The organism is Rhodobacter sp. 4.3.4 (genome assembly GCF_058724655.1).
The window spans coordinates 1,805,904-1,828,585 of the sequence record NZ_CM178967.1 but is presented as its reverse complement, the minus strand read 5'-3'; the positions used below and the strand labels follow the sequence as shown (position 1 = coordinate 1,828,585).

The following is a 22,682-nucleotide window of genomic DNA, read 5'->3' as shown; positions in this document are numbered from 1 at the left end:
CGTGGCGCGGCGGCGGATGCTGCGGATGCAGCATGAACCCCTGCGATTGCTGCTGTTGCAGCCTGCGTTGCGGTTGACTTTGAAACGGCTTTGGAGGACGCTTTTGCATCCAAAGCGCTTTGGGGTCGAGTCGGATCAGTCCCGGGCGGCAGCGGCAAGGGCCGAAGGCCCGGTCTCGGGAGGACGGAATGACGAAACATCTTTTGCTGGGCGCAGCGGTGCTTGCGCTTGCGACCTCGGGTGCGCTGGCGCGCGAGATGAAATTCGCGCCGGGGGAGGATGCCCGGTTTCATTGGGACAGTTTCGACGCATTCAAGGCGGGCCATGATCTGACGGGGCAGAAGCTGGTGATCGACGGGCCCTGGGGCGGGGTGGACAAGGCCCTGTTCGAAACCGTTCTGGCGGCTTTCGAGGCGGCGACCGGGGCCAGCGTCGATTATAACGGCGGCGATGGCTTCGAGCAGCGGATCATGGTCAATGTCGAGGCTGGGTCGCCGCCCGATATCGCGGTGGTGCCGCAGCCCGGGCTGGCCGCCGATCTGGCGCGGCGGGGCAAGCTGGTGCCCTTGGGCGCCGAGGCGCAGGCTTGGCTGGCCGGGAATTACGCCGCCGGGCAATCTTGGGTCGATCTGGGCAGCTATGCCGGGCCTGATGGCACGAAGGCGCTTTATGGGCTTTTTTACAAGATCGATGTGAAATCGCTGGTCTGGTACAGCCCGGAAAACTTCGAGGATGCGGGCTATGAGGTGCCGCAGACGATGGAAGAGCTGAAGGCGCTGACCGAAAAGATCGTGGCAGACGGCGGCACGCCCTGGTGCATCGGGCTGGGCTCCGGCCCCGCGACGGGCTGGCCTGCGACCGACTGGGTCGAGGACATGATGCTGCGCAACAACACGCCCGAGGATTACGACGCCTGGACGACGAATGCGCTGCCCTTCACCGACCCCAAGGTTCTGGCCGCGATCGATGATTTCGGCTGGTTCGCAAAGACCGACGCCTTTGTGGCCGGGGGCGCGGGCGCCGTGGGGGCGACCGATTTCCGCGACAGCCCGAAGGGGCTCTTCACCGCGCCACCGCAGTGCTACATGCACCGGCAGGCCTCGTTCATCCCGAGTTTCTTTCCCGAAGGCACGCAGATTGGCGAGGATGTCGATTTCTTCTATTTCCCGGCCTATGCGGGCAAGGATCTGGGCAAGCCGGTGCTGGGGGCGGGCACGGTTTTCGTGATGACGCGCGAAAGCCCGGCGGCGAAGGCCTTTTTCGACTTCCTGCAAACCCCGATCGCGCATGAGATCTGGATGGCGCAGACCGGCTTCCTGACGCCGCTGAAGACCGTGAACCCCGAGGTTTATGGCGATGCGACGCTGAAGAAGATGGGCGAGATCCTGCTCAACGCCTCGACCTTCCGCTTCGACGGCTCGGATCTGATGCCGGGCGCGGTGGGCGCGGGCACGTTCTGGACCGGCATGGTCGATTATGTCGGCGGCAAGGATAGCGCCACCGTCGCGGCGCAGATCCAGAAATCCTGGGATGCGATCAAGTGATCGGATGATCTGACGGGCGCGGCACGCCGGGGGTGGCTGTCGCCCCGCTTCGGGAGGGGGGCGGATGGAGCAGGGTTTGATGGCGCAGGCGATCTCGGCGGTGTCGATCATCGTCATCGGCGTCTTCGGCTGTGTTGCCTGGTTCTGGATCTCGAACCTGGTGCTGGATGCGCTGCTGCCGCCGCGCGGGCCGAAGATCGGCCGCAATCTGGCGCGGGCGGCGGCGATCCGGCCCTGGCTGTTTTTGGGCCCGGCGTTGATCGCCCTGGCGGTCTATCTGGTCTATCCGATCTTCGTCTCGGTCTGGCTGTCGTTCCATGACAGCCGCGGCGAGGCCTTTGTGGGATGGGCGAACTACCGCTGGCTGATGGCCGATGGCAAATTCCATGAATCCTTGCGTAACAATGCCTTGTGGCTCGTTGTTGTGCCAACTGTGGCGACGCTTTTCGGACTGGTCGCCGCCGCCCTGACCGACCGAATCCGCTGGGGGAATGTCGCAAAATCGCTCATCTTCATGCCGATGGCGGTCTCGTTCGTTGGCGCTGCGGTGGTGTGGAAATTCGTCTATGACTACCGCGGCGAGGGGCAGGCGGAGATCGGTCTGCTCTCGGCGCTGGTCACGGCTTTGGGCGGCACGGCGCGGGCCTGGCTGACGGTGCCGGGCTGGAACTCGCTGCTGCTGATGGTGGTGCTGATCTGGATCCAGACCGGTTTTGCGATGGTGATCCTCTCGGCGGCGCTGCGCGGCATCCCCGAGGAAACCCTCGAGGCGGCGACGATCGACGGGGCGACGCCGTTGCAGATCTTTTTCCGCATCAAGGTGCCGCAGATCTGGGGCACGATTGCCGTCGTCTGGACGACGATCACCATCACCGTGCTGAAGGTTTTCGACATCGTGCTGACGATGACGAACGGGCAATGGGGCACGCAGGTGATGGCCAATCTGATGTTCGACTGGATGTTCCGGGCGAATGATGCCGGGCGGGCCTCGACCGTGGCGCTGGTGATCATGGCTCTGGTGACGCCGATCATGGTCTGGAACATCCGCACGGCGAACCGGGAGATGCAGGGATGAATGCAGGGGGCGCTAATGGCGTGGCCGGGCGGTCTTCGGCGCTGGCCTGGGCGGTCAATCTGGCGGCGGCGGCGCTGGTGCTGCTCTGGACGATCCCGACTTTGGGCTTGCTGGTGTCGTCCTTTCGCGACCGCGATCAGATCATCACTTCGGGCTGGTGGCGGGCGGCCTTTTCGGCCACGGCGAGCACGTTCGTGCGCGCCGGAACGGCGGCAGACCAGATCCGGGAGGGAGATCTTTTCGTCATATCCGGCAATGTCTTACCCCCCGAAGCTGAGCTGAAATCCTGGGGGGTGACCTCAAAGGCGCCAAGCGCCTACCAGCCCGGAGAGACGGCCGATCTGAAAGACGGGCAACGGCTGACGGTTTTGGAAAATGGTGATTATCGGTTGACCTCTCCGACGGCTTTCACCGAGGGCCGGGGCATGCGGATCTTCGTCACCACGCTCGCCCCGCCGCGTCTGACCACCGAGAATTATGCCCGTGTGATCACAGCCGAGGGGATCGGCCGGGCCTTTCTGAACACGATGACGGTGACGATCCCGGCGACCATCATCCCGATCCTGATTGCCGCCTTTGCCGCCTATGCCCTGGCCTGGATGCGGTTCCCGGGCCGCGCGCTTCTGGTGGCGGTGATCGTCGGCCTGCTGGTCGTGCCCTTGCAACTGGCGCTGATCCCGCTTCTGAAACTGCACAACCAGATCGGCCTCGATCAAAGCTACCTCGGCATCTGGCTCGCCCATACCGGCTTCGGCCTGCCGCTCGCGATCTACCTGTTGCGCAACTACATGGTCGGCCTGCCGCGCGAGATCATCGAGTCGGCCCGCGTCGATGGCGCGACCGAGTTCCAGATCTTTCGCCGCATCGTGCTGCCGCTGTCCTTCCCGGCGCTGGCCTCCTTTGCGATTTTCCAGTTCCTCTGGGTCTGGAACGACCTCCTCGTAGCCACTGTTTTCCTTGGGAACTCCACCGATACCCAGGTGATGACCGGGGCTTTGCGCGCGCTTTTGGGCTCGCGCGGGGGGGATTGGGAAATTCTGGCGGCCTCGGCTTTCGTCTCGATCGCGGTGCCGCTCTTCGTCTTCTTTGCGTTGCAGAAATACCTGGTGCGCGGCCTTCTGGCCGGCTCGGTGAAAGGTGGCTGAATGACCTTCCTTGAGAAATCCCCCGACTGGTGGCGTGGCGCGGTGATCTATCAGATCTACCCGCGCAGCTTTCAGGACACGAATGGCGATGGCGTCGGCGATCTGCCCGGGATCACCCGGCGGCTGGATCATGTGGCCGGATTGGGCGTCGAGGCGATCTGGATTTCGCCCTTCTTCACCTCGCCGATGAAGGATTTCGGCTATGATGTCAGCGATTATTGCGATGTCGATCCGCTGTTCGGCACTTTGGCGGATTTCGATGCGCTGATCGCCCGGGCCCATGACCTCGGGCTGAAGGTGCTGATCGATCTTGTGCTCTCGCATACCTCCGACCAGCATCCGTGGTTTCAGGAGAGCCGCAAAAGCCGGACGAATCCGAAAGCCGACTGGTATGTCTGGGCCGAGCCGAAGCCCGATGGCACGGCGCCGAACAACTGGCTGTCGATCTTTGGCGGTCCGGCCTGGGCCTGGGATGCCCGGCGCGAACAATATTATCTGCACAATTTCCTGACTGCCCAGCCCGACCTGAACTTCCATTGCCCGGCGGTGCAGGAGGCTCTTCTGGAGGTCGCGAAATTCTGGCTCGATCGCGGGGTGGATGGCTTCCGGCTCGATACGATCAACTTCTACATGCATGATGCCGAGTTGCGCGACAACCCGCCGCTGCCGGTCGAAGAGCGCAACGATCAGACCGCGCCCAAGGTCAACCCCTACAATCACCAGCGCCATGTCTACGACAAGAACCACCCGCAGAACATTGTTTTTCTACGGAAATTGCGCAAGCTGATGGAGGGCTACAAGGCCGCCGCCGTGGGCGAGATCGGCGACAGCCAGCGCGGTCTCGAGATCCTGGGCGAATATACTTCGGGGACGGATGCGATGCAGATGTCCTATGCTTTCGAGCTTTTGTCGGGCCATGCGGCCTTGAGTGCCGAGTATATCGCCGAGGTCTTCCGCAAGGTCGAAATGGTGGCGCCCGGGGGCTGGGCCTGCTGGGCCTATTCCAACCACGATGTCATGCGCCACATCAGCCGATGGGGGCTCTGTGATGCGGCGGCGCGCTGCTATACGACGCTGCTGATGTGCCTCAAGGGCTCGGTCTGCCTGTATCAGGGCGAGGAACTGGGCCTGCCCGAGGCCGAGATCGCCTATGAGGATCTGCAAGACCCCTATGGCAAGGAATTCTGGCCCGAGTTCAAGGGCCGCGATGGTTGCCGCACGCCGATGGTCTGGCAGGGCAACGATCCGCAGGGCGGGTTTTCGACGGTGAAACCCTGGTTGCCGGTTCCCGCCTGCCATTGCGCGCGCGCGCCCGATGTCGTCGAAGGCGATCCCGGGGCGTTGATCCACCATTATCGCCGGGCCATCGCGTTGCGCCAGGCCCATCCGGCCTTGCGCTCGGGCGCGATGACCGGGATCGCGGCCGAGGCGGGCGTGCTGCGGTTTTTGCGCTCGAAGGGCGAAACCGAGCTGCTTTGCCTGTTCAACCTGACCGATAATCCTGCACCTGTCAGCTGTCCGGGGGAATGGGACGTGCTCGACGGCGCTGCATCGGTAGCGGGCGCGGTGGCGCTGCCTCCCTGGGGCCATGCGATCTTGCGCCGGAACGGGGGCCGCCATGGCTGATCTGAAGCTGACCGGCGTCGGCAAATCCTATGGCGAGGTGGATGTGCTCAAGGACATCGACCTCGACATCAAGGCGGGGGAGCTGATCGTTTTCGTCGGCCCCTCGGGCTGCGGAAAATCGACGCTTCTGCGGATGATTGCGGGGCTGGAACGGATCAGCGCGGGCGAATTGCGCATCGATGGTGTGCGGGTGAACGACATGCCCCCCGCGCAACGCGGCATCGCGATGGTGTTTCAATCCTATGCGCTTTACCCGCATATGACGGTGCGCCAGAACATGGAATTCGCCCTGAAGATTGCGAAGAAACCCCGGCAAGAAATTGACAAGGCTGTCGAAAATGCCGCGCGCATCCTGCAGCTGACTCCCTTTCTCGACCGGCTGCCAAAGGCGCTTTCAGGCGGGCAGCGTCAGCGCGTCGCCATCGGCCGGGCGATCGTGCGCGATCCCAAGGTCTATCTGTTCGACGAGCCGCTCTCGAACCTTGATGCCGCGCTGCGCGTCGCGACGCGGATCGAGATTGCGCAGCTGAAAGAGGCGATGCCCGAGCGCACGATGATCTATGTCACCCATGATCAGGTCGAGGCGATGACGCTGGCCAGCCGTATTGTCGTGCTGGCAGACAAGGGGATCGCCCAGGTCGGCACGCCCTTGCAGCTTTATGAGCACCCCGAAACCGAATTCGTCGCGCAATTCATCGGCTCGCCGCAGATGAACCTGCTGTCGGGTGTGATCACGGCGACCGGGGCGCGGACCGTGATCACGCTGGACGGGGGAGGCATGGCGGAATCGACCGTGACGACGACCGAAGCAGATCGCGGCCTGCGGGTGAACATCGGTGTGCGGCCCGAGGATCTGACCGTGATCACACAGGGCGGTCTTTTCACTGGCACCGTCGAGATCGTCGAGGCGCTTGGCGAGGTGACGCTGCTGTACTTCGCGGCGCAGCCGGGGGTGCCACATGTGATCGCGAAACTGCCGGGCATTCATGCCGGCCTGCGCCATCAGAGCGTCAGCCTGACCGCGGCGCCGGAAAAGGTACATCTGTTCCACGCCGGCCGGTCGCTTCTTTATCGCTGATGTCGCAAACCGCGCATGAAGGCGGGCCATCGTCAGGTAAAATCGTCTCAGACCCAAGCGGAGGTGCGCGATGAGCGAAGAGATCGAACAGGCGGCAGGCGGCGGACGGCGGGCGCGCGGCGGCGGCGGGGCGGCCCGGCGGGCCGAACGCACGGCCGTCCGGGTCGAATTCGCAAAATATATCGAGCGCAACATCCCGAATCTCGAAATCCTGAACGAGGAAGCGCTGCAGCTGATCGAAGCCAATGCCGAGACGGTGCTGGAAGAGATCGGCGTCAATTTTGTCGACAATCCGGCGGCGCTCGAACGCTGGCGGGCGGTGGGCGCCGATGTGCAGGGCGAGCGGGTCCGCTTCCCGAAGGGCCTTGCGCGCGCGCTGTGCAAGACCGCGCCCGCAAGCTTCGTGCAGCATGCCCGCAACCCCGAACGCAATGTTACCATCGGCGGAAAAAACCTTGTGCTGGCGCCGGTTTACGGGCCGCCCTTCGTGCGCGATCTGGAGGGCGGGCGGCGCTATGCGACGATTGCCGACTTCCGCAATTTCGTCAAACTCGGGCAGATGTCGAAATATCTGCACCACTCCGGCGGCACCGTCTGCGAGCCGACCGATGTGGCGGTGAACAAGCGTCACCTCGACATGCTGCATGCGCATATGACGCTCTCGGACAAGCCCTATATGGGCTCGGTCACCGAACGCTCGCGCTGCGTCGATTCGATCGAGATGTCGAAGATCCTCTTTGGCGAGAAATTCGTCGACGAGAACACGGTGATGACCTCGCTCGTCAACATCAACTCGCCCTTGACCTTCGACCCGATCATGATGGACGCGCTGGAGGTCTATGCCGCCGCGAACCAGGCCTGCATCGTCTCGCCCTTCATTGTCGGCGGCGCGATGGCGCCGGTGACGGTCGCGGGCACGCTGACGCAGGTTCTGGCCGAGGTGATGGTGGCCGTCGCCTACAGCCAGATCATCCGCAAGGGCGCGCCGGTGATTTTCGGCGCTTTCGTGACCTCGATCGACATGAACTCGGGGGCGCCGACCTTCGGCACGCCGGAGGCGGCGCAGATCACCCTGGGCGCCGGGCAGCTGGCGCGGCGGATGGGGCTGCCGTTCCGTTCGGCGGGGTCGTTCTGCGGCTCGAAACTGCCCGATGCGCAGGCGGCTTATGAGACGGCGAACACGCTCAACATCGGGCTGCTGGCGGGCGTGAACTTCATGCTGCATGCCTGCGGCTGGCTCGAAGGCGGTCTGGTCTCGTCTTACGAGAAATATGTGATGGATGCCGATCAGCTGGGCGTGCTGCATCGCCTTGCCGCGGGCGTCGACATGAGCGCGAACGGCCAGGCGATGGAGGCTTTGCGCGAGGTCGGCCCGGGCGGTCACTTCCTGGGCTGTTCGCACACCCAGGCGAATTTCAAGGAGGCGTTCTGGAAGACGGATCTGTTCGACTACAAGCCCTTCGAAACCTGGGACGAGGAAGGCGCGCGCGACACGGCGACGCTGGCCAGCGTGCGGGTGAAGAAGATGCTGGGCGAGTATCAGGCCCCGGCGATCGATCCGGGCATCAACGAGGCGCTGGCCGACTATGTGGCCCGCAAAAAGGCCGCCGTGCCGGACGCCTTCCTGTAGATCACGGCGGGAACCGACCGCGTGCCAGGTTGCCATCCCCCGGGCGCAGCGCGTCCGGGGGTTTTGGGTGCGCCAAAGGCGGTGGACGATCCCTGCGGCGCTCTTTATGATCTGCGTCTGGGGCGATTGCCCTTGTCGACAGTCAGCATCGCCCGGGATCGATTTCGGATTTCCGGGGCATTGGAAGCGGAAAATACCTTCGATGACGTCAAGCTTGCCCCCGGGCGCTGCGCATGAAATGAATGCGAAACAAGGTGTTGCCGGTGTTTCCTCACATGCGCGCCTGTCGGTTGCGCCCATGCTCGACTGGACCGATCGGCATTGCCGGGTCTTTCACCGGATGATGTCGCGCCAGGCGCTGCTTTATACCGAAATGGTCACCGCCCCGGCGGTGATCCATGGCAAGCGCGCGCAGCTGCTGGATTTCAGTGCGGTCGAACATCCGGTGGCGCTGCAGCTGGGCGGCTCCGATCCGGCCGAACTGGCCGAAGCCACGCGGATCGCCCGCGACTGGGGCTATGACGAGATCAACCTGAATGTCGGCTGCCCTTCGGACCGGGTGCAATCGGGGGCTTTCGGTGCGGTGCTGATGAAAACGCCCGATCTGGTCGCCCGCTGTGTCGCGGCGATGCAGGATGCCGCCGCGGTCGAGGTGACGGTGAAATGCCGGATTGGCGTCGATGATCAGATCCCCGAAGAGGTGCTGCCCACCTTTCTGAAAACCGTGTCCGAGGCCGGGGTCCGCCGGTTCATCCTGCATGCCCGCAAAGCCTGGCTGCAGGGGCTGTCGCCCAAGGAAAACCGCGAAATCCCGCCGCTCGACTATCCGATGGTCCATGCGATGAAGCGGGAATTTCCGCAGCTGCATCTGAGCCTGAACGGCGGCGTCGGCACGCTGGATCAGGTCGAGGCGCATCTGGCCGCGGGCATGGACGGGGTGATGGTTGGCCGCGCCGCCTATCAGGAGCCGATGGCGGTTCTGGCGGGCGCCGATGTCGCGCTTTGGGGAGCGGGAGAGGTGCTTTCGGCGGTCGAAGTGGCCGAGGCGATGAAGCCCTATATCGCCGATCATCTGGCGGCGGGCGGGCGGCTGCACCAGATCACCCGGCACATGCTGGGTCTGTTCCATGGCCGTCCGGGGGCGCGCGGCTGGCGGCGGGTGCTGTCCGAGGGGGCGACCCGGCCCGGGGCCGGACTTGCGCTTTACGATCAGGCGCTGGCCGAAGTGACGGGTGAGGCCTGAGATGGATCCTCTGACGACGATCCTGCCGCTTGTCGCGATCCTGCTGGCGGTCGGCGCTTTCGCCGGGGTGCTGGCGGGGCTGCTGGGGGTGGGCGGCGGCATCGTGCTTGTGCCCGCCTTCTTCTATCTTTTCAACGGGTTGGGCTATGGGTCCGAGGGGCTGATGCAGGTCTGCGTCGCCACTTCGATGGCGACGATCATCATCACCTCGACGCGCTCGGTCACCGCCCATGCCCGCAAGGGCGCGGTCGACTGGCAGCTTCTGCGCGACTGGGCGCCCTTTGTCGCCGCCGGGGCGCTGATCGGCGTGCTTTTGGTGTCGCATCTCGACACCCAGGCGCTGACGATCATCTTCGGCACTTTGGTGATGGGGATCGCGCTTTACATGGCCTTTGGCAAGCAAAGCTGGCGCATCGCCGAGGGCATGCCGGGCCGTGGCTTCCGGCTTTGGTTCGGACCCTTGATGGGGGCGGTGTCGGTGCTGCTTGGCATCGGGGGCGGGTCGATCTCGACGCCGATGCAGACGCTGCACGGCATCCCGATCCACCGCGCCGTGGCGACCTCGGCGGGCTTCGGCGCGATCATGGCGGTGCCCTCGACGCTGGCCTTTCTGCTGACGCCGGTTGAGAATGCGCCGCCCTTTACTTTGGGCGCGATCAACATTCCGGCCCTTGTCGTGATCGGTGCCACCACCGCCGTCACCGCCGCCTGGGGCGCCGCGCTCGCGCATCGGCTTGACCCGAAACCGCTCAAACGCCTCTTCGCAGGGTTTCTGATGCTTGTCGCGCTGAACATGCTGCGCAAGGCGCTGTTCTGATTTTATCTTGCGGCAAATATCCCGGGGTGCGGGGCAGAGCCCCGCTTACAGCCCCGAACGCTTCGCCGCATCCCAAAGCGCATCCATCTCGGCCAGATCGCTGTCGGCGGGCCGCTTGCCCGCCTTGGCCAGCTCCGCCTCGATGAACTGAAACCGCCGGGTGAACTTGCCATTCGCCGCGCGCAGACAGGCCTCGGCATCCAGCCCCAGATGCCGCCCCAGGTTCACCATCACGAACATCAGATCGCCATATTCCTCGGCGATCTCCGCGGGGCCAAGTTCATCGCGGGCCTCGACCAGCTCGTTTGCCTCTTCGACGATCTTCGCCACCACCTCGGCGGTGGAGGGCCAATCAAACCCCACCCGCGCCGCGCGCTTTTGCAGCTTCAGCGCCCGCGTCAGCGCCGGAAGCCCCAGCGCGACGCCATCCAGCACCCCGGTCTCGGCCTTGGCCTCACGCTCGGCGGATTTGATTTTCTCCCAATCTTCCGTCTGTTGCGCGGCGCTCTTCACACGGCTTTCATCGCCGAAGACATGCGGATGCCGGGCGATCATTTTCGCATTGATCCCGCGCAACACATCCAGCAGCGAAAAATGCCCGGCCTCGGCCGCCATCTGCGCGTGAAAGACAACCTGAAGCGCCAGATCGCCCAATTCGCCCGACAATTCCCCCCAGGCCTGGCGTTCGATCGCATCGGCGACCTCATGCGCCTCTTCGATCGTATAGGGGGCGATGGTGGCGAAATCCTGCTCGATATCCCAGGGGCAGCCGGTTTCGGGGTCGCGCAGACAGGCCATGATCGCCGCCAGCCGCTCGGTTTCCGCCCCCACGCTGTCGGTTTGCACGAAGATCCCCGGATCGGTCGGTTTCGCCATTGCCTCTTGCCCCCTGCAGGTCCATCTAATCCAGTATCGCTTTCCAAAACCCAGAGTCCACCATGCCCGTGATCAACCGCATTGCCGCCCTTGCCCCCGAGATGAAGGAATGGCGGCAATGGCTGCACCGTCACCCCGAACTGGAATTCCAGCTGCCGAAAACCGCCGCTTATGTGGCCGAGCGGCTGCGCGAGATCGGCGTGGACGAGATCCACGAGGGCATCGCCACTTCCGGCATCGTGGCGCTGATCAAGGGCCGTCAGGACGGGCCCACGATCGGGCTGCGCGCCGATATGGATGCGCTGCCGATCGAGGAGATCACCGGGGTCGATTATGCCTCGGAACACGAGGGCAAGATGCATGCCTGCGGCCATGACGGCCATACGGCGATGCTTTTGGGCGCGGCCAAGTATCTGGCCGAGACGCGGAATTTCGCCGGCACCGTGGCGCTGCTCTTTCAGCCGGCCGAGGAAGACGGCGGCGGCGGCGAGGTGATGGTGCGCGAAGGCGTGATGGACCGCTTTGCCATCACCGAGGTTTACGGCATCCATAATGCGCCCAATCTGCCCTTTGGCCATTTCCACACCACCCAGGGCGCGCTGATGGCCGCGGTCGATACCGCCTGGGTCACGGTGACGGGGCGCGGTGGACATGGGGCGACGCCGCATGAATGCATCGACCCGATCCCGGCGATCACCGCGATGGTCGGATCGCTGCAGACGATCGTTTCGCGCAACCTTTTCGCGATGGACGAGCTGGTCGTTTCGGTGACGCAGATCCATGTCGGCACCGCGAACAACATCATCCCCGAGACCGGCTGGTTCTGCGCCACGATCCGCTCCTTTACCCCCGAGGTGCGGGCGATGGTCGAGCGCCGCTTCCACGAGATCGTCGAGGGCACGGCGGCGGCCTTTGGCGTCTCGGTCGAGATCCGTTACGACAAGGGCTATCCGCCCACCATCAACGATGGCGAAAAGGCCCGTTTTGCCGCCGAAGTGGCGCGCGAAGTGTCCGGCCCCGAGGCGGTGCGGGACGATTCCGGGCGCGAAATGGGCGCCGAGGACTTTTCCTATATGCTCGAGGCGCGGCCCGGCGCCTATCTCTTCCTCGGCACCGGGCCGGGGGCGGGGCTGCACCATCCGGCCTTCGATTTCAACGACGAGGCCGCCCCGATTGGCGCCAGCTTCTTTGCCCGCCTGGTCGAGCGCGCGCTTCCGGCCCGCTGAGGCGGGGGCTCTGCCCCCGCCGCAAGCGGCGGGGGTGACTTCGGCGCAGCCGAAGGGGGGCAGCGCCCCCTTTTTCCTGACACAACCGTGAGCACCGGGCTGCTTTGCCGCGACCGCCTTGCCATTGCGGGGGGCCGCGGCTAGGGTGCCCGCCGAAAACCGGGGCATCGCCCCCACGGCCCTAACGAAAGGACCATGCCATGTTCGTCACTCCCGCCTATGCTCAGGATGCCTCTGCCGCCGCCGGTGGCATGGCCGCCTTCGGCCAATTCGTGCCGCTGATCCTGATCTTCGTGATCATGTATTTCCTGCTGATCCGCCCGCAGCAGAAAAAGGCCAAGGAACACAAGGCGATGGTCGATGCGCTGCGGCGTGGCGACATGGTGCTGACGCAGGCGGGCATCATCGGCAAGGTCGTGCATCTGCGCGAAGACGGCGAAATCGAGGTCGAGATCGCCAAGGACATGAAGGTGCGGATGATCCGCAGTGCCGTTGTGCAGGTTCTGTCGAAGACCGAACCGGCCGCCAATAGCTGACCTGAACCGGGGCCGCGCCGCCATGCTGCAGATTTCGCTTTGGAAGCGTCTCGTCATTCTGGGTCTGTGCCTTGCGGCATTGATCACGGCGGCGCCCAACATGTTCTATGCCCGTGTCGAGGGGCATAACGACGCCGTTGCCGCCTTCGAGAAGACCGGGGCGATGACCGAGACCCAGGAGGCCGCCAAGGCCGCCTGGCCCGATTGGGCGCCCTCGGCGCTGGTCAATCTGGGTCTTGATCTGCGCGGCGGCGCGCATCTTCTGGCCGAGGTGCATCTGAACGAGGTCCACAAGGCCCGGATGGATGCGCTCTGGCCCGAGGCGCGCAAGGTTCTGGCGGCCGAACGCGCCACGATCGGTGCGATTCGGCGTGTGCCTGCGCCCGACGGCGAATTGCGCATCCAGATCGGCGATCGCACGCAGATCGACCGTGCCGTCGAAGCCGCCCGCAAGCTGGCGAGCCCGGTGGTCAGCCTGACCGGGGTCGGCCAGTCCGACTACGAGGTGACGGCCGAGGGCGACACCGTCGTCTTCCGGCTTTCGGAGGCGGAACAGAAAGCCACAGATGACCGCACCATGCAGCAATCGCTGGAAATCGTGCGTCGTCGCGTCGATGCCGCGGGCACGCGCGAACCCACGATCATGCGTCAGGGCACCGACCGCATCCTGATCGAAGTGCCCGGCATCGGCTCGGCGCAGGAGCTGAAGGATCTGATCGGCACCACCGCCAAACTGACCTTCCATCCGGTGCTCAGCACCACCTCGAACCCGAATGCGCCGGTCGCCTCGGGCAATCAGCTGCTGCCCGATGCCGAGCGGCAGGGGCTTTACCACCTGCTCGACGAAGTTCCGGTGGTGACGGGCGACGATCTGACCGATGCGCGCCCGACCACCGACGACAACGGCACCCCGGCGGTGTCGTTCCGTTTCAACGTCAGCGGCGCGCGGGCCTTTGGCGATTATACCGCCGGCCATATCGGCGAGCCCTTCGCCATCGTGCTGGACGGCAAGGTGATTTCGGCGCCGACGATCCAGGCGCATATCGCGGGCGGATCGGGGATCATCACCGGCCGCTTCAGCGTCGAGGAAGCCACCGATCTGGCGCTGCTTTTGCGGGCGGGCGCTTTGCCCGCGGGCATGACCTTCCTTGAGGAACGCACGATCGGGCCGGAACTCGGTGCCGACAGCGTCAAGGCGGGGATGGTCGCCTCGCTCATCGGTTTTGCCGCGGTCGTGGTCTATATGATCGCCTCCTACGGGCTTTTCGGCTTCTTTTCCTCGGTGGCGCTGTTCATCAACATCGCCTTCATCTTCGCCGTGATGGGCGCGATCGGCGGCACGATGACCCTGCCCGGGATCGCCGGGATCGTGCTGACCATCGGCACCTCGGTCGATGCCAACGTGCTGATCTACGAGCGCATGCGCGAAGAGATCCGGTCGGGCAAATCGCCCGTGCGCGCGATCGAGCTGGGCTTTGACAAGGCGATGTCGGCGATCATCGATGCCAACGTGACCTCGTTCCTGTCCTCGGCGATCCTGTTCGTGCTGGGGGCCGGGCCGGTGCGCGGCTTTGCCGTGACCACGATGATCGGCATTGCCGCCTCGATCTTCACCGCGATCTGGGTGGTCCGGCTGATGATCGTCATCTGGTACGGCTGGCGTCGTCCCAAGACCATCGTGATCTGAGGAGGAACCACCATGGCTTTCCGTCTGAAACTGGTTCCCGAAAAGACCAACTTCGACTTTTTCCGCTGGCAATGGGCGACCTTCGGCGCCGCGGTGGTGCTGATGATCGCGTCGGTGATCCTGCCGATGGTGATCGGGCTGAACTTCGGCATCGATTTCAAGGGCGGCACGACGATCCGCACCGAATCCACGACGGCGATCGATGTCGGCGTCTATCGTGCGGCGCTCGAACCGCTGAATCTGGGCGACGTGATCATCTCCGAGGTGCGCGATCCCAGCTTCCGCGCCGATCAGCATGTGGCGATGATCCGCATCCAGATGCAGGACGACGGGCAGGGCGCCGAGGGGCAGGGCGCGCAGGGGCAGGAGCTGGTGAGCAAGGTCGAGACCGCGCTGACCGCTGTCGATCCGGCGCTGAAGGTCACCTCGTTTGAATCCGTCGGCCCCAAGGTCTCGGGCGAGCTGGTCTGGACCGCGGTCTGGTCGCTCCTGGCGGCGACTGTGATGATCATGTTCTACATCTGGGTCCGGTTCGAATGGCAATTCGCGCTCGGCGCCGTGGTGGCGCTGGTGCATGACGTGCTGCTGACGGTCGGGCTTTTCGCCGTGCTGCAGCTGAAATTCGATCTGACCACGGTGGCGGCGCTGTTGACAATCACCGGCTATTCGATCAACGACACCGTTGTCGTCTTTGACCGGCTGCGCGAAAACCTGATCAAATACAAGACGATGCCCCTGCGCGACGTGATGAACCTCTCGGTCAACGAAACGCTCTCGCGCACCGTGATGACCGGCATGACGACGCTTCTGGCGCTGGTGCCGATGCTGATCTGGGGCGGCGACGTGATCCGCGGCTTCGTCTTCGCCATGGTCTGGGGGGTGTTCACCGGCACCTATTCCTCGGTCTATGTGGCGAAGAACATCGTGCTGTTCATCGGCCTTGACCGCAACAAGGAGAAGAAGGACCCCTCGGACAAGTTCTTCTCGGACGGGGCGCAAGATGCAAAGCCGTGAGGCGGGCTTCGGATCGGCGCTGCCGATCGACGGCTACGGGCCTGGCTTTTTTCGCATCGCCGGGGCAGTGCATCGGGGCGGTCTGCTGATCCGCGCCGAGGCGGCGACTTCCTGGACCGGCTTCGACGATCTTGACGCGCTGCGCGCCCTGGCGGGGCAGGTGGATCTGCTGCTATGCGGGATGGGCGCAGATATCGCCCATCTTCCCAAGGGCTTGCAGGTGGAACTTGAAGCGCTTGGGGTGCTGGCGGAGCCGATGTCCACCGCTTCGGCCGCGCGCCATTACAATGTGCTTCTGTCCGAGGGCCGCCGCGTCGCCGCGGCCCTTTTGCCGCTGCCGGGCGCGGTGCCGACGGCATGACGCTGCTTGCCGTCGATCAGCTCACCGTCAGCCGCGGCTCTCTTGCCGTGCTCGAAGGGGTGAGCTTTTCGCTGGCGTCGGGCCATGCGCTGGTGCTGCGCGGCCCGAACGGGATCGGCAAGACGACGCTTCTGCGCACGCTGGCCGGGCTGCAGCCGCCGCTCGCCGGCCGGATCTCGATGCCGCCCGAAGCGATGGCCTATGCCGCCCATGCCGACGGGCTGAAGGCGACGCTTTCGGTGCGCGAAAACCTGCAGTTCTGGGCCGCGATCTATGCGACCGATACTGTCGAGACGGCGCTGGCGCAGATGAACCTGACCGCGCTGCAACACCGCACCGCCGCAAGCCTTTCGGCCGGGCAGAAGCGTCGGCTTGGCCTCGCGCGGCTTCTGGTCACCGGGCGTCCGGTCTGGGTGCTCGATGAGCCGACGGTCTCGCTGGATGCGGCTTCGGTCGCGCTTTTTGCCCAAGCCGTGCGGGCGCATCTGGCGACAGGCGGGGCGGCGCTGATGGCGACCCATATCGATCTGGGCCTGTCCGAGGCCAAGGTTCTGGATCTTGCGCCGTTCAGGGCGCGTCCGCCCGCTGCGGGCGGCCATCGCGGCGCCTTCGATCACGACTTTGACGGAGCCTTCCTGTGAACCGCGGCGCCCGGATCTTGCCGCCAAAGGGCGTATTTGTCCCAAGGAAATGCGATGTCGTTTTTTCCTGGTCCAAATACGCACTTGCCGAGATCTGTGACGGGCGGAGGATTTTGCCATGATGGCGCTTTTGGCGCGGGATCTGCGGCTGGCGATCCGGGCCGGGGGCGGCTTCGGGCTGGGGCTGGCGTTTTTCCTGATCGTGGTGACGCTGGTGCCCTTCGGCGTCGGCCCGCAGGGAGAGGTTCTGGCCCGGATTGCCAGCGGCATCCTCTGGCTTGGGGCCTTGCTCGCGTGTCTTCTGTCGCTCGACCGGATCTTCGCGCTCGATTTCGAGGATGGCTCGCTCGATCTTCTGGCGACCGCGCCGATCCCGCTGGAAGCCGTGGTGACGATCAAGGCGCTCGCGCATTGGATCACCACCGGGCTGCCGCTCGTGCTGGCGGCGCCGCTTTTCGCCGTGCTGCTGCATCTGCCCGCCTCCGCCTATCTCTGGCTCGAGGTCTCGCTGCTTCTGGGCACGCCTGCGCTCTCGGTGCTGGGAACTTTCGGCGCGGCGCTGACGGTGGGGCTCAAGCGCGGCGGTCTGCTTTTGTCGCTGCTGGTGCTGCCGCTTTATGTGCCGACGCTGATCTTTGGCGCCGAGCTGGTGCGGCGCGGCGCCGAGGGCATGGCAACGCAGGTGCCGCTTGCGATGCTGGCGGGGATCACCGCCGCCACCGTGGCCTTGGTGCCCTTTGCCTCGGCGGCGGCGATCCGGGTCAATTTGCGGTGAGACCTGTTCCAGCTTGATGCGAGTCAATCCGCGCCGTGGCAAAGCGTGACATGTCCGACGGGACGCGAGAGGGAGGAAGCCGATGTCGATCTGGGAATATGCAAACCCGGTCAGGTTCATGCAGACTTCGGGCTGGCTTCTGCCCTGGGTCATTGGCGCCACGGTTCTGACGCTCGTGCCGGGGCTCGTCTGGGGGTTCTTCTTCACCCCGGTCGCCGCCGAGTTCGGCGCGACGGTGAAGGTGATCTATGTCCATGTTCCGGCGGCGACATTTGCCATCAACATCTGGGTGATGATGCTGGTCACCTCGCTGATCTGGCTGATCCGGCGTCATCATGTCTCGGCGCTGGCGGCGAAGGCGGCGGCGCCGATCGGCATGGTGATGACGCTGATCGCGCTGATTACCGGCGCCTTCTGGGGGCAGCCGATGTGGGGCACCTGGTGGGAATGGGACCCGCGGCTGACCTCGTTCCTGATCCTGTTCCTGTTCTATCTGGGTTACATGGCGCTGTGGGAAGCGATCGACAACCCCGACACCGCCGCCGATCTGACCAGCGTTCTGTGTCTGGTCGGCTCGGTCTTCGCGGTGCTCTCGCGCTATGCGGCGATCTTCTGGAACCAGGGGCTGCATCAGGGCTCGACGCTCAGCCTCGACAAGGAAGAGCATATCGCGGATGTTTACTGGCAGCCTCTGGTGCTGTCGCTCATCGGTTTCGGGATGCTGTTCGTGGCTCTGTTGCTGTTGCGCACCCGCACGGAGATCCGCGCCCGCCGTCTCAAGGCCCTCGAGCAAAGGGAGCGCATGGCATGATGCCCGAGTTCGGAAAATACGCGGTCACGATCCTTGCGTCGTGGGGCGTGACGCTGGTGCTGCTGGCGGGGCTGGTTGCGGCCACGCTGATCCGCGGCGCGCAGGTGAAACGGGCGCTGAAGGCGCAGGAAGAACGGATGAAGAGCAATGGCTAAGCCCCTGATGTTTCTTCCGCTTCTGGTGATGGCGGGCTTTGTGGGCGCGGGCTATTTCGCGATGCAGCAAAATGACCCGAATGCCATGCCGACCGCGCTTGCCGGCAAGGAGGCGCCCGCGGTCCGGCTTGAACCGCTGGCGGCGGAGGTGCCTTTCACCGATGCCGATCTGCGCGACGGCAAGATCAAGCTGGTGAACTTCTGGGCCTCCTGGTGCGCCCCCTGTCGGGTCGAACATCCTTATCTGATCGCTCTGAAACAGGACGGAATCCAGATTATGGGTGTGAACTGGAAGGATGCGCCCGACAAGGCACAGGGGTTCCTGGCCGAGATGGGCAGCCCCTACACGAAGCTTGGCGCCGATCCCGGCAACAGGATGGGGCTGGATTGGGGCGTTGCCGGGGTTCCGGAGACCTTTGTGGTCGATGGCACGGGACGGATCCTGACCCGCATCGCCGGGCCGCTGACTGAAGATGTGATCACACGCAAGATCTCCCCGCTTCTGGCAGGCCCGGAGCAATGAGGGTCTGGGCCCGGAACTCCTCCGGGCCGTGATCACTTTTGCGGATCGGTGAAGCGGACCGTGCCGATGAAGGGCAGGTTGCGGTGGTTTTGCGCATAGTCGAGCCCGTAGCCGACAACGAATTCGTCGGGGATTTCGAAGCCGGTCCAGCGCGCCTTCACATCGACCTCGCGGCGCGACGGCTTGTCGAGCATGGCGCAGCATTCGATCCGCCGCGGTGCACGCGCGCGCAGCATTTCCATCACTTTCGAAATCGTATGCCCGGTGTCGACGATATCTTCCACGACCAGCACGTCACGCCCGCCAATTGTGCCGCGCAAGTCCTTGAGAACGCGCACTTCCCGGGTGGAGGTTGTGTCGTTCCCGTAGCTTGAGGCCTCCAGGAAATCGACCTCGCAGGGCACGCCGATCTCGCGGATCAGATCGGCGATGAAGACGAAGGAGCCTCGCAACAGCCCCACCACCACCAGCCGGTCGGTGTCCCTGAAGGCCTCGGTGATTTCGGCGCCAAGCGCTTCGACCCGGGCCGCAATGGCTTTGGCCGAGATCATCTGGTCGATTACGTAACCGTCTTGCGACATCGTTCCTCCTGCGGCCTCTCGGCCCTTGCAATTCGGTTGCTTTATCGCAAGAAGAGGCGCGGGAAAAGGGAGACGGGCACGATGCCGCGGCACACCGAACAGCGTTTGATGCCCTATTCGGCGGCGCAGATGTATGCGCTTGTGGCCGATGTAGCGCGGTATCCCGAGTTCTTGCCCTGGAATTCCGCTGCCCGCATCCGCGCCCGCAAGCCCGGGCCGCGTCCGGGCACCGAGTTGATGGAAGCGGATCTGGTGATCTCGTTCAAGGTGTTCCGCGAGCGCTTCGGGTCCCGCGTCGTGCTCGACCCCGACAACTTCCGCGTCGATACGCAATATCTCGACGGGCCGTTCAAGCACATGCATTCCTGGTGGCAGTTCTCGGACCGGCCGGGGGGCTGCGAGGTCGATTTCTTCGTCGATTTCGAATTCAAGAATGCGCTGCTGCAGGGGGTTATCGGTATCGTTTTCGATCAGGCGATGCGGATGATCGTGAAGGCCTTCGAAGATCGGGCGGTCGCGCTTTATGGCTGGTCCGGGCGGGTGCAGAGCTGATCCAGGCGATGAACGAAGTTGAAAAAGGCCGCCTGTTGGCGGCCTTTCTGTTTCAAGACAAGGGCTTGTGATCAGGAGTTCAAGTCCCGGGCGCTCTCAAGCCCGTTGCTCTGAGATTCGTTGTCGAGGCGCATCGTAAAGACCCGCGCTACGGCGGGCGATGCCGCAGGTCAGTGCGACCGTATCGAGGCCGAGGTTGAAAAGCGCGCCGAACTGTGTGGTAAAACTTGCTGCACCATGAACGGCCATCATGATTTTGCCAAAAAAGCCGCCGACGCCCTGCACGGCGAAGACATCGCGCGAATCGTCCAGTTTCAACCTTTCTCGCGCGATCAGACCGAATTCCTGGCACGGAATGCCTGCGACCGTGCCGATAATCACCATTGGCAACGGCAAGACATCACCCGAGGCCGGGCACCGATCAGACCCGGGCGGTATCTGCCACGGTCAACCCATTCCCTTGCGTCGGTTGGCTGCAGCGAAGCATGCCGAAATGGCCCGAAAAAGGCGCCGGTCGCGGCGACATGCTCCAAGCCCGGAACCGCGGCAGGTTACGAAAGCGCGGCCGCCAGCAGCGACAGGGCGTGATCGCGCGAGTTCGCCCGCACGACCGCGCGGCCCAGGGCGCCGAATTCTTGCGTTTCGCTGCGCGTTTCACCGCCGCGCCGGGCGAGGCCGAAACAGACCCGGCCTTCGGGTTTGAACTCGGAGCCGCCGGGACCGGCGATGCCGGTGATCGACACCACCAGATCGGCGGCAGAACGGGCCAGCGCCCCCTCGGCCATTTCGCGCGCGACCTGTTCCGACACCGCGCCAAAGGCCTCGAGCGTCGCGGGCGAAACGCCCAGCATCTCGACCTTGGCGGCGTTCGAATAGGTGACGAAACCGCGCTCAAAGACGCGCGAGGAACCAGGAATCTCGGTCAGGGCCGCGGCGACCATGCCGCCGGTGCAGCTTTCCGCCGTGGCAATGCGGATGCCTTTTTCTTGCGCCGCATCAAGCACTTCCACGGCGATCATCGGATGAACCCATGCCAGAGACCGGCCGCGATCACGGTGCAGATACCTGCAAAGAGCCCCGCCCAGAGATCGTCAAGCATCACCCCCGCCGCATCGCCGCGACGGTCGGCGCGGCCGACAAGCCAGGGCTTCCAGATGTCGAAAAGCCGAAAGAACAGGAAGGCCGCCACCGGACCCGGCCAGACCATCGACATGTCCCGCAGCCAGAACCCGGCGGCGGGGAAAATCAGCGCGACACCGATGCCCGCCACCTCGTCGATGACGATTTCCGACGGATCGTCGCCCGGGCGGTCGCGCAATTCCCGCGCCACCGCCCAGAAGCCCAAGACTGTGATCACAGCCGTTGCCACCACAAGCGGGCCAAATCCGGCAAAGCGTTCGACCGCCCAGAGCAGGGCCAGACCCGCCGCCGTGCCCCAGGTGCCCGGCGCCGGGCGCAAGTGGCCGACGAAGCCGAAGGTGGTGATGGCCTGCAGCCAGCGGGCGGCCATCTTACGCGCCGATCAGCGTCACAGTGGCGATCGAGGCGATGCCTTCCTCGCGCCCGGTGAAGCCCAGACGCTCGGAGGTCGTGGCCTTGACCGACACGCGCGAGGGCTCGATCTGCATGATCCGGGCGAGTTCCGCCGCCATCGCGCCCGCATGCGGGCCAACCTTGGGCCGTTCGCAGATCAGCGTCACATCGGCATTGCCGATGCGGAAGCCCTTGGATTTCGCCAGTTTCGCCGCATGATCAAGGAAGATCCAGCTCGCCGCGCCCTTCCATTGCGGATCGGAGGGCGGGAAATGACGACCGATATCGCCCTCGGCCAGCGCGCCATAGATCGCGTCGGTCAGCGCATGCATGCCCACATCGGCATCGGAATGGCCGAGCAGCGCCTTCACATGCGGCACCTTCACCCCGCACAGCACCACATGATCGCCCTCGCAAAAGGCATGCACATCATAGCCGTTGCCCAGTCGCACATCCATCGTCAGCCCCTTTCTTTCACGCAATATCGCCTCGGCGCGGGCGAAATCCGGCGCATAGGTGATCTTCAGATTGTCTTCATGCCCCGGAACGATCGCCACGGAAAGCCCCGCGTGCCGGGCGACCTCGACATCATCGGCGGCACCGCCCGGATGGGCGCGATGCGCCGCCAGAATCTCGGGGAAACGGAAGCCCTGCGGCGTCTGGGCGCGATAAAGCCCCTCGCGGTCCTGCGTGCCCGCCACCAGACCGGCCTCGCCGCGCCAAAGCGCATCGGTGACGGGCAGGGCGGGCGCGGCCCCCGGGGTGGTGTCGAGCGCCGAGAGAACCGCCGCCGTCACCGAAGCCGGAACCAGCGGCCGCGCGCCGTCATGGATCAGCACCCGCGTCACATCCGAGCCCTCGAGCGCCTCAAGCGCGTTCTTCACGCTTTCCGACCGCGTCGCCCCCCCCGCGACCAGCACGACCGAGCCGCCCAGCAGATCCATGCCAAGCCCCATGTCATCGGGATGCAGCACGACCAGAATCCGGCCCAGCCCCGCGAAAGCCGCAACCGTCTGTGCCAGAACCGGCCGCCCGGCCAGATCGCGCCATTGTTTTGGCAGGCCTTCGCCCGCCCGCGTGCCGCGACCCGCCGCGACGATGATCACCGCAACCGTCATGATGCCTCCTTGCCTGTCGAAGGCTTAGGACATGCGCCGCGCGGGCGCAATGCACACAGAGCCGCAGTTGATCGCTCAAAATATGAGCAGATGCCGATTTTTCCCGCCTGGGCGAGGGGGCGAATCACCGGACGC

25 protein-coding genes are annotated in these 22,682 nt (G+C 64.7%); 19 read left to right on the top strand and 6 right to left on the bottom strand.

The features are described 5' to 3' along the window. The first annotated feature begins 188 nt into the window (after positions 1–188). The 8 genes from AC4PTB_RS08845 to AC4PTB_RS08810 all read left to right on the top strand — a co-directional run bounded on the left by AC4PTB_RS08845 (position 189) and on the right by AC4PTB_RS08810 (position 10,158). On the top strand, positions 189–1,544 hold the full coding sequence (locus AC4PTB_RS08845; RefSeq protein ID WP_492189631.1) for an ABC transporter substrate-binding protein: 1,356 nt from the start codon (positions 189–191) through the stop codon (positions 1,542–1,544). A gap of 64 nt (positions 1,545–1,608) precedes the next feature. Continuing rightward, positions 1,609–2,619, top strand: a complete 1,011-nt coding sequence (locus tag AC4PTB_RS08840) for a carbohydrate ABC transporter permease (protein WP_492189630.1) — start codon at positions 1,609–1,611, stop codon at positions 2,617–2,619. After that, on the top strand, positions 2,616–3,764 hold the full coding sequence (locus AC4PTB_RS08835) for a carbohydrate ABC transporter permease (RefSeq protein ID WP_492189629.1): 1,149 nt from the start codon (positions 2,616–2,618) through the stop codon (positions 3,762–3,764). Before AC4PTB_RS08840 ends, AC4PTB_RS08835 begins: the two co-directional genes overlap by 4 nt. Further along, on the top strand, positions 3,765–5,390 hold the full coding sequence (locus AC4PTB_RS08830; protein ID WP_492189628.1) for an alpha-amylase family glycosyl hydrolase: 1,626 nt from the start codon (positions 3,765–3,767) through the stop codon (positions 5,388–5,390). Further along, positions 5,383–6,468 (top strand): ABC transporter ATP-binding protein, encoded by a 1,086-nt coding sequence (locus tag AC4PTB_RS08825; RefSeq protein WP_492189627.1) that lies wholly within the window; start codon positions 5,383–5,385, stop codon positions 6,466–6,468. The genes AC4PTB_RS08830 and AC4PTB_RS08825 overlap by 8 nt, the downstream gene beginning before the upstream one ends. 70 nt (positions 6,469–6,538) lie before the next feature. Beyond that, positions 6,539–8,098, top strand: a complete 1,560-nt coding sequence (locus AC4PTB_RS08820) for a trimethylamine methyltransferase family protein (RefSeq protein ID WP_492189626.1) — start codon at positions 6,539–6,541, stop codon at positions 8,096–8,098. Between the two features lie 298 nt (positions 8,099–8,396). Then, positions 8,397–9,341, top strand: a complete 945-nt coding sequence (gene dusA / locus AC4PTB_RS08815) for a tRNA dihydrouridine(20/20a) synthase DusA (RefSeq protein ID WP_492189625.1) — start codon at positions 8,397–8,399, stop codon at positions 9,339–9,341. A gap of 1 nt (position 9,342) precedes the next feature. Continuing rightward, positions 9,343–10,158 carry a sulfite exporter TauE/SafE family protein gene (locus tag AC4PTB_RS08810; protein ID WP_492189624.1) on the top strand — a complete coding sequence of 272 codons (816 nt, stop codon included), beginning with the start codon at positions 9,343–9,345 and terminating at the stop codon, positions 10,156–10,158. Positions 10,159–10,203: 45 nt separating this feature from the next. Here AC4PTB_RS08810 and mazG read toward each other — a convergent pair whose 3' ends face one another. Continuing rightward, positions 10,204–11,034: a nucleoside triphosphate pyrophosphohydrolase gene (mazG, locus tag AC4PTB_RS08805; protein WP_492189623.1), complete on the bottom strand. Its 831-nt coding sequence runs from the start codon at positions 11,032–11,034 to the stop codon at positions 10,204–10,206. 62 nt (positions 11,035–11,096) lie between these two features. Here mazG and AC4PTB_RS08800 point away from each other — a divergent pair, with 62 nt between their 5' ends. The 10 genes from AC4PTB_RS08800 (at position 11,097) to AC4PTB_RS08755 (ending at position 18,763) form a co-directional block, all read left to right on the top strand. Next, positions 11,097–12,260, top strand: a complete 1,164-nt coding sequence (locus tag AC4PTB_RS08800; RefSeq protein ID WP_492189622.1) for a M20 aminoacylase family protein — start codon at positions 11,097–11,099, stop codon at positions 12,258–12,260. A gap of 200 nt (positions 12,261–12,460) precedes the next feature. Next, positions 12,461–12,796 (top strand): preprotein translocase subunit YajC, encoded by a 336-nt coding sequence (yajC, locus tag AC4PTB_RS08795; protein WP_492189621.1) that lies wholly within the window; start codon positions 12,461–12,463, stop codon positions 12,794–12,796. 22 nt (positions 12,797–12,818) lie between these two features. Continuing rightward, positions 12,819–14,483, top strand: coding sequence for a protein translocase subunit SecD (gene secD / locus AC4PTB_RS08790; protein WP_492189620.1), 1,665 nt, complete (start codon positions 12,819–12,821; stop codon positions 14,481–14,483). A gap of 12 nt (positions 14,484–14,495) precedes the next feature. Beyond that, positions 14,496–15,497 (top strand): protein translocase subunit SecF, encoded by a 1,002-nt coding sequence (gene secF / locus AC4PTB_RS08785; RefSeq protein ID WP_492189619.1) that lies wholly within the window; start codon positions 14,496–14,498, stop codon positions 15,495–15,497. After that, positions 15,484–15,858, top strand: coding sequence for an Mth938-like domain-containing protein (locus AC4PTB_RS08780; protein WP_492189618.1), 375 nt, complete (start codon positions 15,484–15,486; stop codon positions 15,856–15,858). The genes secF and AC4PTB_RS08780 overlap by 14 nt, the downstream gene beginning before the upstream one ends. After that, positions 15,855–16,499 (top strand): heme ABC exporter ATP-binding protein CcmA, encoded by a 645-nt coding sequence (gene ccmA, locus AC4PTB_RS08775; protein WP_492189617.1) that lies wholly within the window; start codon positions 15,855–15,857, stop codon positions 16,497–16,499. The genes AC4PTB_RS08780 and ccmA overlap by 4 nt, the downstream gene beginning before the upstream one ends. A 118-nt stretch (positions 16,500–16,617) precedes the next feature. After that, positions 16,618–17,274, top strand: a complete 657-nt coding sequence (ccmB, locus tag AC4PTB_RS08770) for a heme exporter protein CcmB (protein ID WP_492189616.1) — start codon at positions 16,618–16,620, stop codon at positions 17,272–17,274. Between the two features lie 82 nt (positions 17,275–17,356). After that, positions 17,357–18,085, top strand: coding sequence for a heme ABC transporter permease (locus tag AC4PTB_RS08765; RefSeq protein ID WP_492189615.1), 729 nt, complete (start codon positions 17,357–17,359; stop codon positions 18,083–18,085). After that, entirely contained in the window at positions 18,082–18,240 is a 159-nt protein-coding gene (gene ccmD, locus AC4PTB_RS08760; RefSeq protein WP_492189614.1) for a heme exporter protein CcmD, read from the top strand. Before AC4PTB_RS08765 ends, ccmD begins: the two co-directional genes overlap by 4 nt. Continuing rightward, positions 18,233–18,763 (top strand): DsbE family thiol:disulfide interchange protein, encoded by a 531-nt coding sequence (locus AC4PTB_RS08755; protein WP_492189613.1) that lies wholly within the window; start codon positions 18,233–18,235, stop codon positions 18,761–18,763. Before ccmD ends, AC4PTB_RS08755 begins: the two co-directional genes overlap by 8 nt. 32 nt (positions 18,764–18,795) lie before the next feature. Here the strand turns inward: AC4PTB_RS08755 and hpt are convergent, their stop codons facing one another. Next, the gene (gene hpt, locus AC4PTB_RS08750; RefSeq protein WP_492189612.1) at positions 18,796–19,344 is read right to left on the bottom strand and encodes a hypoxanthine phosphoribosyltransferase; all 549 of its coding nucleotides are present in this window, start codon (positions 19,342–19,344) and stop codon (positions 18,796–18,798) included. Between the two features lie 81 nt (positions 19,345–19,425). Between hpt and AC4PTB_RS08745 the strand changes: the two genes are divergently transcribed. Then, positions 19,426–19,896 carry a type II toxin-antitoxin system RatA family toxin gene (locus tag AC4PTB_RS08745; RefSeq protein ID WP_492189611.1) on the top strand — a complete coding sequence of 157 codons (471 nt, stop codon included), beginning with the start codon at positions 19,426–19,428 and terminating at the stop codon, positions 19,894–19,896. 96 nt (positions 19,897–19,992) lie between these two features. On the opposite strand, the gene AC4PTB_RS08740 is transcribed toward AC4PTB_RS08745, so the two are convergent. From AC4PTB_RS08740 to AC4PTB_RS08725, 4 genes are all read right to left on the bottom strand, one after another. Next, complete coding sequence (locus AC4PTB_RS08740; RefSeq protein WP_492189610.1) at positions 19,993–20,280, bottom strand: hypothetical protein; 288 nt, start codon at positions 20,278–20,280, stop codon at positions 19,993–19,995. Between the two features lie 167 nt (positions 20,281–20,447). Continuing rightward, complete coding sequence (locus AC4PTB_RS08735; protein WP_492189609.1) at positions 20,448–20,915, bottom strand: CinA family protein; 468 nt, start codon at positions 20,913–20,915, stop codon at positions 20,448–20,450. Next, positions 20,912–21,406, bottom strand: coding sequence for a phosphatidylglycerophosphatase A family protein (locus AC4PTB_RS08730; protein WP_492189608.1), 495 nt, complete (start codon positions 21,404–21,406; stop codon positions 20,912–20,914). Before AC4PTB_RS08730 ends, AC4PTB_RS08735 begins: the two co-directional genes overlap by 4 nt. 1 nt (position 21,407) lies before the next feature. Beyond that, entirely contained in the window at positions 21,408–22,547 is a 1,140-nt protein-coding gene (locus tag AC4PTB_RS08725; protein WP_492189607.1) for a bifunctional 2-C-methyl-D-erythritol 4-phosphate cytidylyltransferase/2-C-methyl-D-erythritol 2,4-cyclodiphosphate synthase, read from the bottom strand. Positions 22,548–22,682: the final 135 nt, after the last annotated feature.

What these genes read in the sequence shown, in the direction of transcription:
- AC4PTB_RS08840 (WP_492189630.1), top strand. Translation starts at nt 1,609, where the DNA reads ATGGAGCAGGGTTTGATGGCGCAGGCGATCTCGGCGGTGTCGATCATC.
- AC4PTB_RS08830 (WP_492189628.1), top strand. Translation starts at nt 3,765, where the DNA reads ATGACCTTCCTTGAGAAATCCCCCGACTGGTGGCGTGGCGCGGTGATC.
- AC4PTB_RS08845 (WP_492189631.1), top strand. Translation starts at nt 189, where the DNA reads ATGACGAAACATCTTTTGCTGGGCGCAGCGGTGCTTGCGCTTGCGACC.
- ccmB (WP_492189616.1), top strand. Translation starts at nt 16,618, where the DNA reads ATGATGGCGCTTTTGGCGCGGGATCTGCGGCTGGCGATCCGGGCCGGG.
- yajC (WP_492189621.1), top strand. Translation starts at nt 12,461, where the DNA reads ATGTTCGTCACTCCCGCCTATGCTCAGGATGCCTCTGCCGCCGCCGGT.
- AC4PTB_RS08780 (WP_492189618.1), top strand. Translation starts at nt 15,484, where the DNA reads ATGCAAAGCCGTGAGGCGGGCTTCGGATCGGCGCTGCCGATCGACGGC.
- AC4PTB_RS08820 (WP_492189626.1), top strand. Translation starts at nt 6,539, where the DNA reads ATGAGCGAAGAGATCGAACAGGCGGCAGGCGGCGGACGGCGGGCGCGC.
- AC4PTB_RS08755 (WP_492189613.1), top strand. Translation starts at nt 18,233, where the DNA reads ATGGCTAAGCCCCTGATGTTTCTTCCGCTTCTGGTGATGGCGGGCTTT.
- mazG (WP_492189623.1), bottom strand. Translation starts at nt 11,034, where the DNA reads ATGGCGAAACCGACCGATCCGGGGATCTTCGTGCAAACCGACAGCGTG.
- dusA (WP_492189625.1), top strand. Translation starts at nt 8,397, where the DNA reads ATGCTCGACTGGACCGATCGGCATTGCCGGGTCTTTCACCGGATGATG.
- AC4PTB_RS08725 (WP_492189607.1), bottom strand. Translation starts at nt 22,547, where the DNA reads ATGACGGTTGCGGTGATCATCGTCGCGGCGGGTCGCGGCACGCGGGCG.
- secF (WP_492189619.1), top strand. Translation starts at nt 14,496, where the DNA reads ATGGCTTTCCGTCTGAAACTGGTTCCCGAAAAGACCAACTTCGACTTT.
- ccmD (WP_492189614.1), top strand. Translation starts at nt 18,082, where the DNA reads ATGATGCCCGAGTTCGGAAAATACGCGGTCACGATCCTTGCGTCGTGG.
- ccmA (WP_492189617.1), top strand. Translation starts at nt 15,855, where the DNA reads ATGACGCTGCTTGCCGTCGATCAGCTCACCGTCAGCCGCGGCTCTCTT.
- AC4PTB_RS08800 (WP_492189622.1), top strand. Translation starts at nt 11,097, where the DNA reads ATGCCCGTGATCAACCGCATTGCCGCCCTTGCCCCCGAGATGAAGGAA.
- AC4PTB_RS08740 (WP_492189610.1), bottom strand. Translation starts at nt 20,280, where the DNA reads ATGGTGATTATCGGCACGGTCGCAGGCATTCCGTGCCAGGAATTCGGT.
- AC4PTB_RS08745 (WP_492189611.1), top strand. Translation starts at nt 19,426, where the DNA reads ATGCCGCGGCACACCGAACAGCGTTTGATGCCCTATTCGGCGGCGCAG.
- hpt (WP_492189612.1), bottom strand. Translation starts at nt 19,344, where the DNA reads ATGTCGCAAGACGGTTACGTAATCGACCAGATGATCTCGGCCAAAGCC.
- AC4PTB_RS08835 (WP_492189629.1), top strand. Translation starts at nt 2,616, where the DNA reads ATGAATGCAGGGGGCGCTAATGGCGTGGCCGGGCGGTCTTCGGCGCTG.
- AC4PTB_RS08735 (WP_492189609.1), bottom strand. Translation starts at nt 20,915, where the DNA reads ATGATCGCCGTGGAAGTGCTTGATGCGGCGCAAGAAAAAGGCATCCGC.
- AC4PTB_RS08810 (WP_492189624.1), top strand. Translation starts at nt 9,343, where the DNA reads ATGGATCCTCTGACGACGATCCTGCCGCTTGTCGCGATCCTGCTGGCG.
- AC4PTB_RS08825 (WP_492189627.1), top strand. Translation starts at nt 5,383, where the DNA reads ATGGCTGATCTGAAGCTGACCGGCGTCGGCAAATCCTATGGCGAGGTG.
- secD (WP_492189620.1), top strand. Translation starts at nt 12,819, where the DNA reads ATGCTGCAGATTTCGCTTTGGAAGCGTCTCGTCATTCTGGGTCTGTGC.
- AC4PTB_RS08765 (WP_492189615.1), top strand. Translation starts at nt 17,357, where the DNA reads ATGTCGATCTGGGAATATGCAAACCCGGTCAGGTTCATGCAGACTTCG.
- AC4PTB_RS08730 (WP_492189608.1), bottom strand. Translation starts at nt 21,406, where the DNA reads ATGGCCGCCCGCTGGCTGCAGGCCATCACCACCTTCGGCTTCGTCGGC.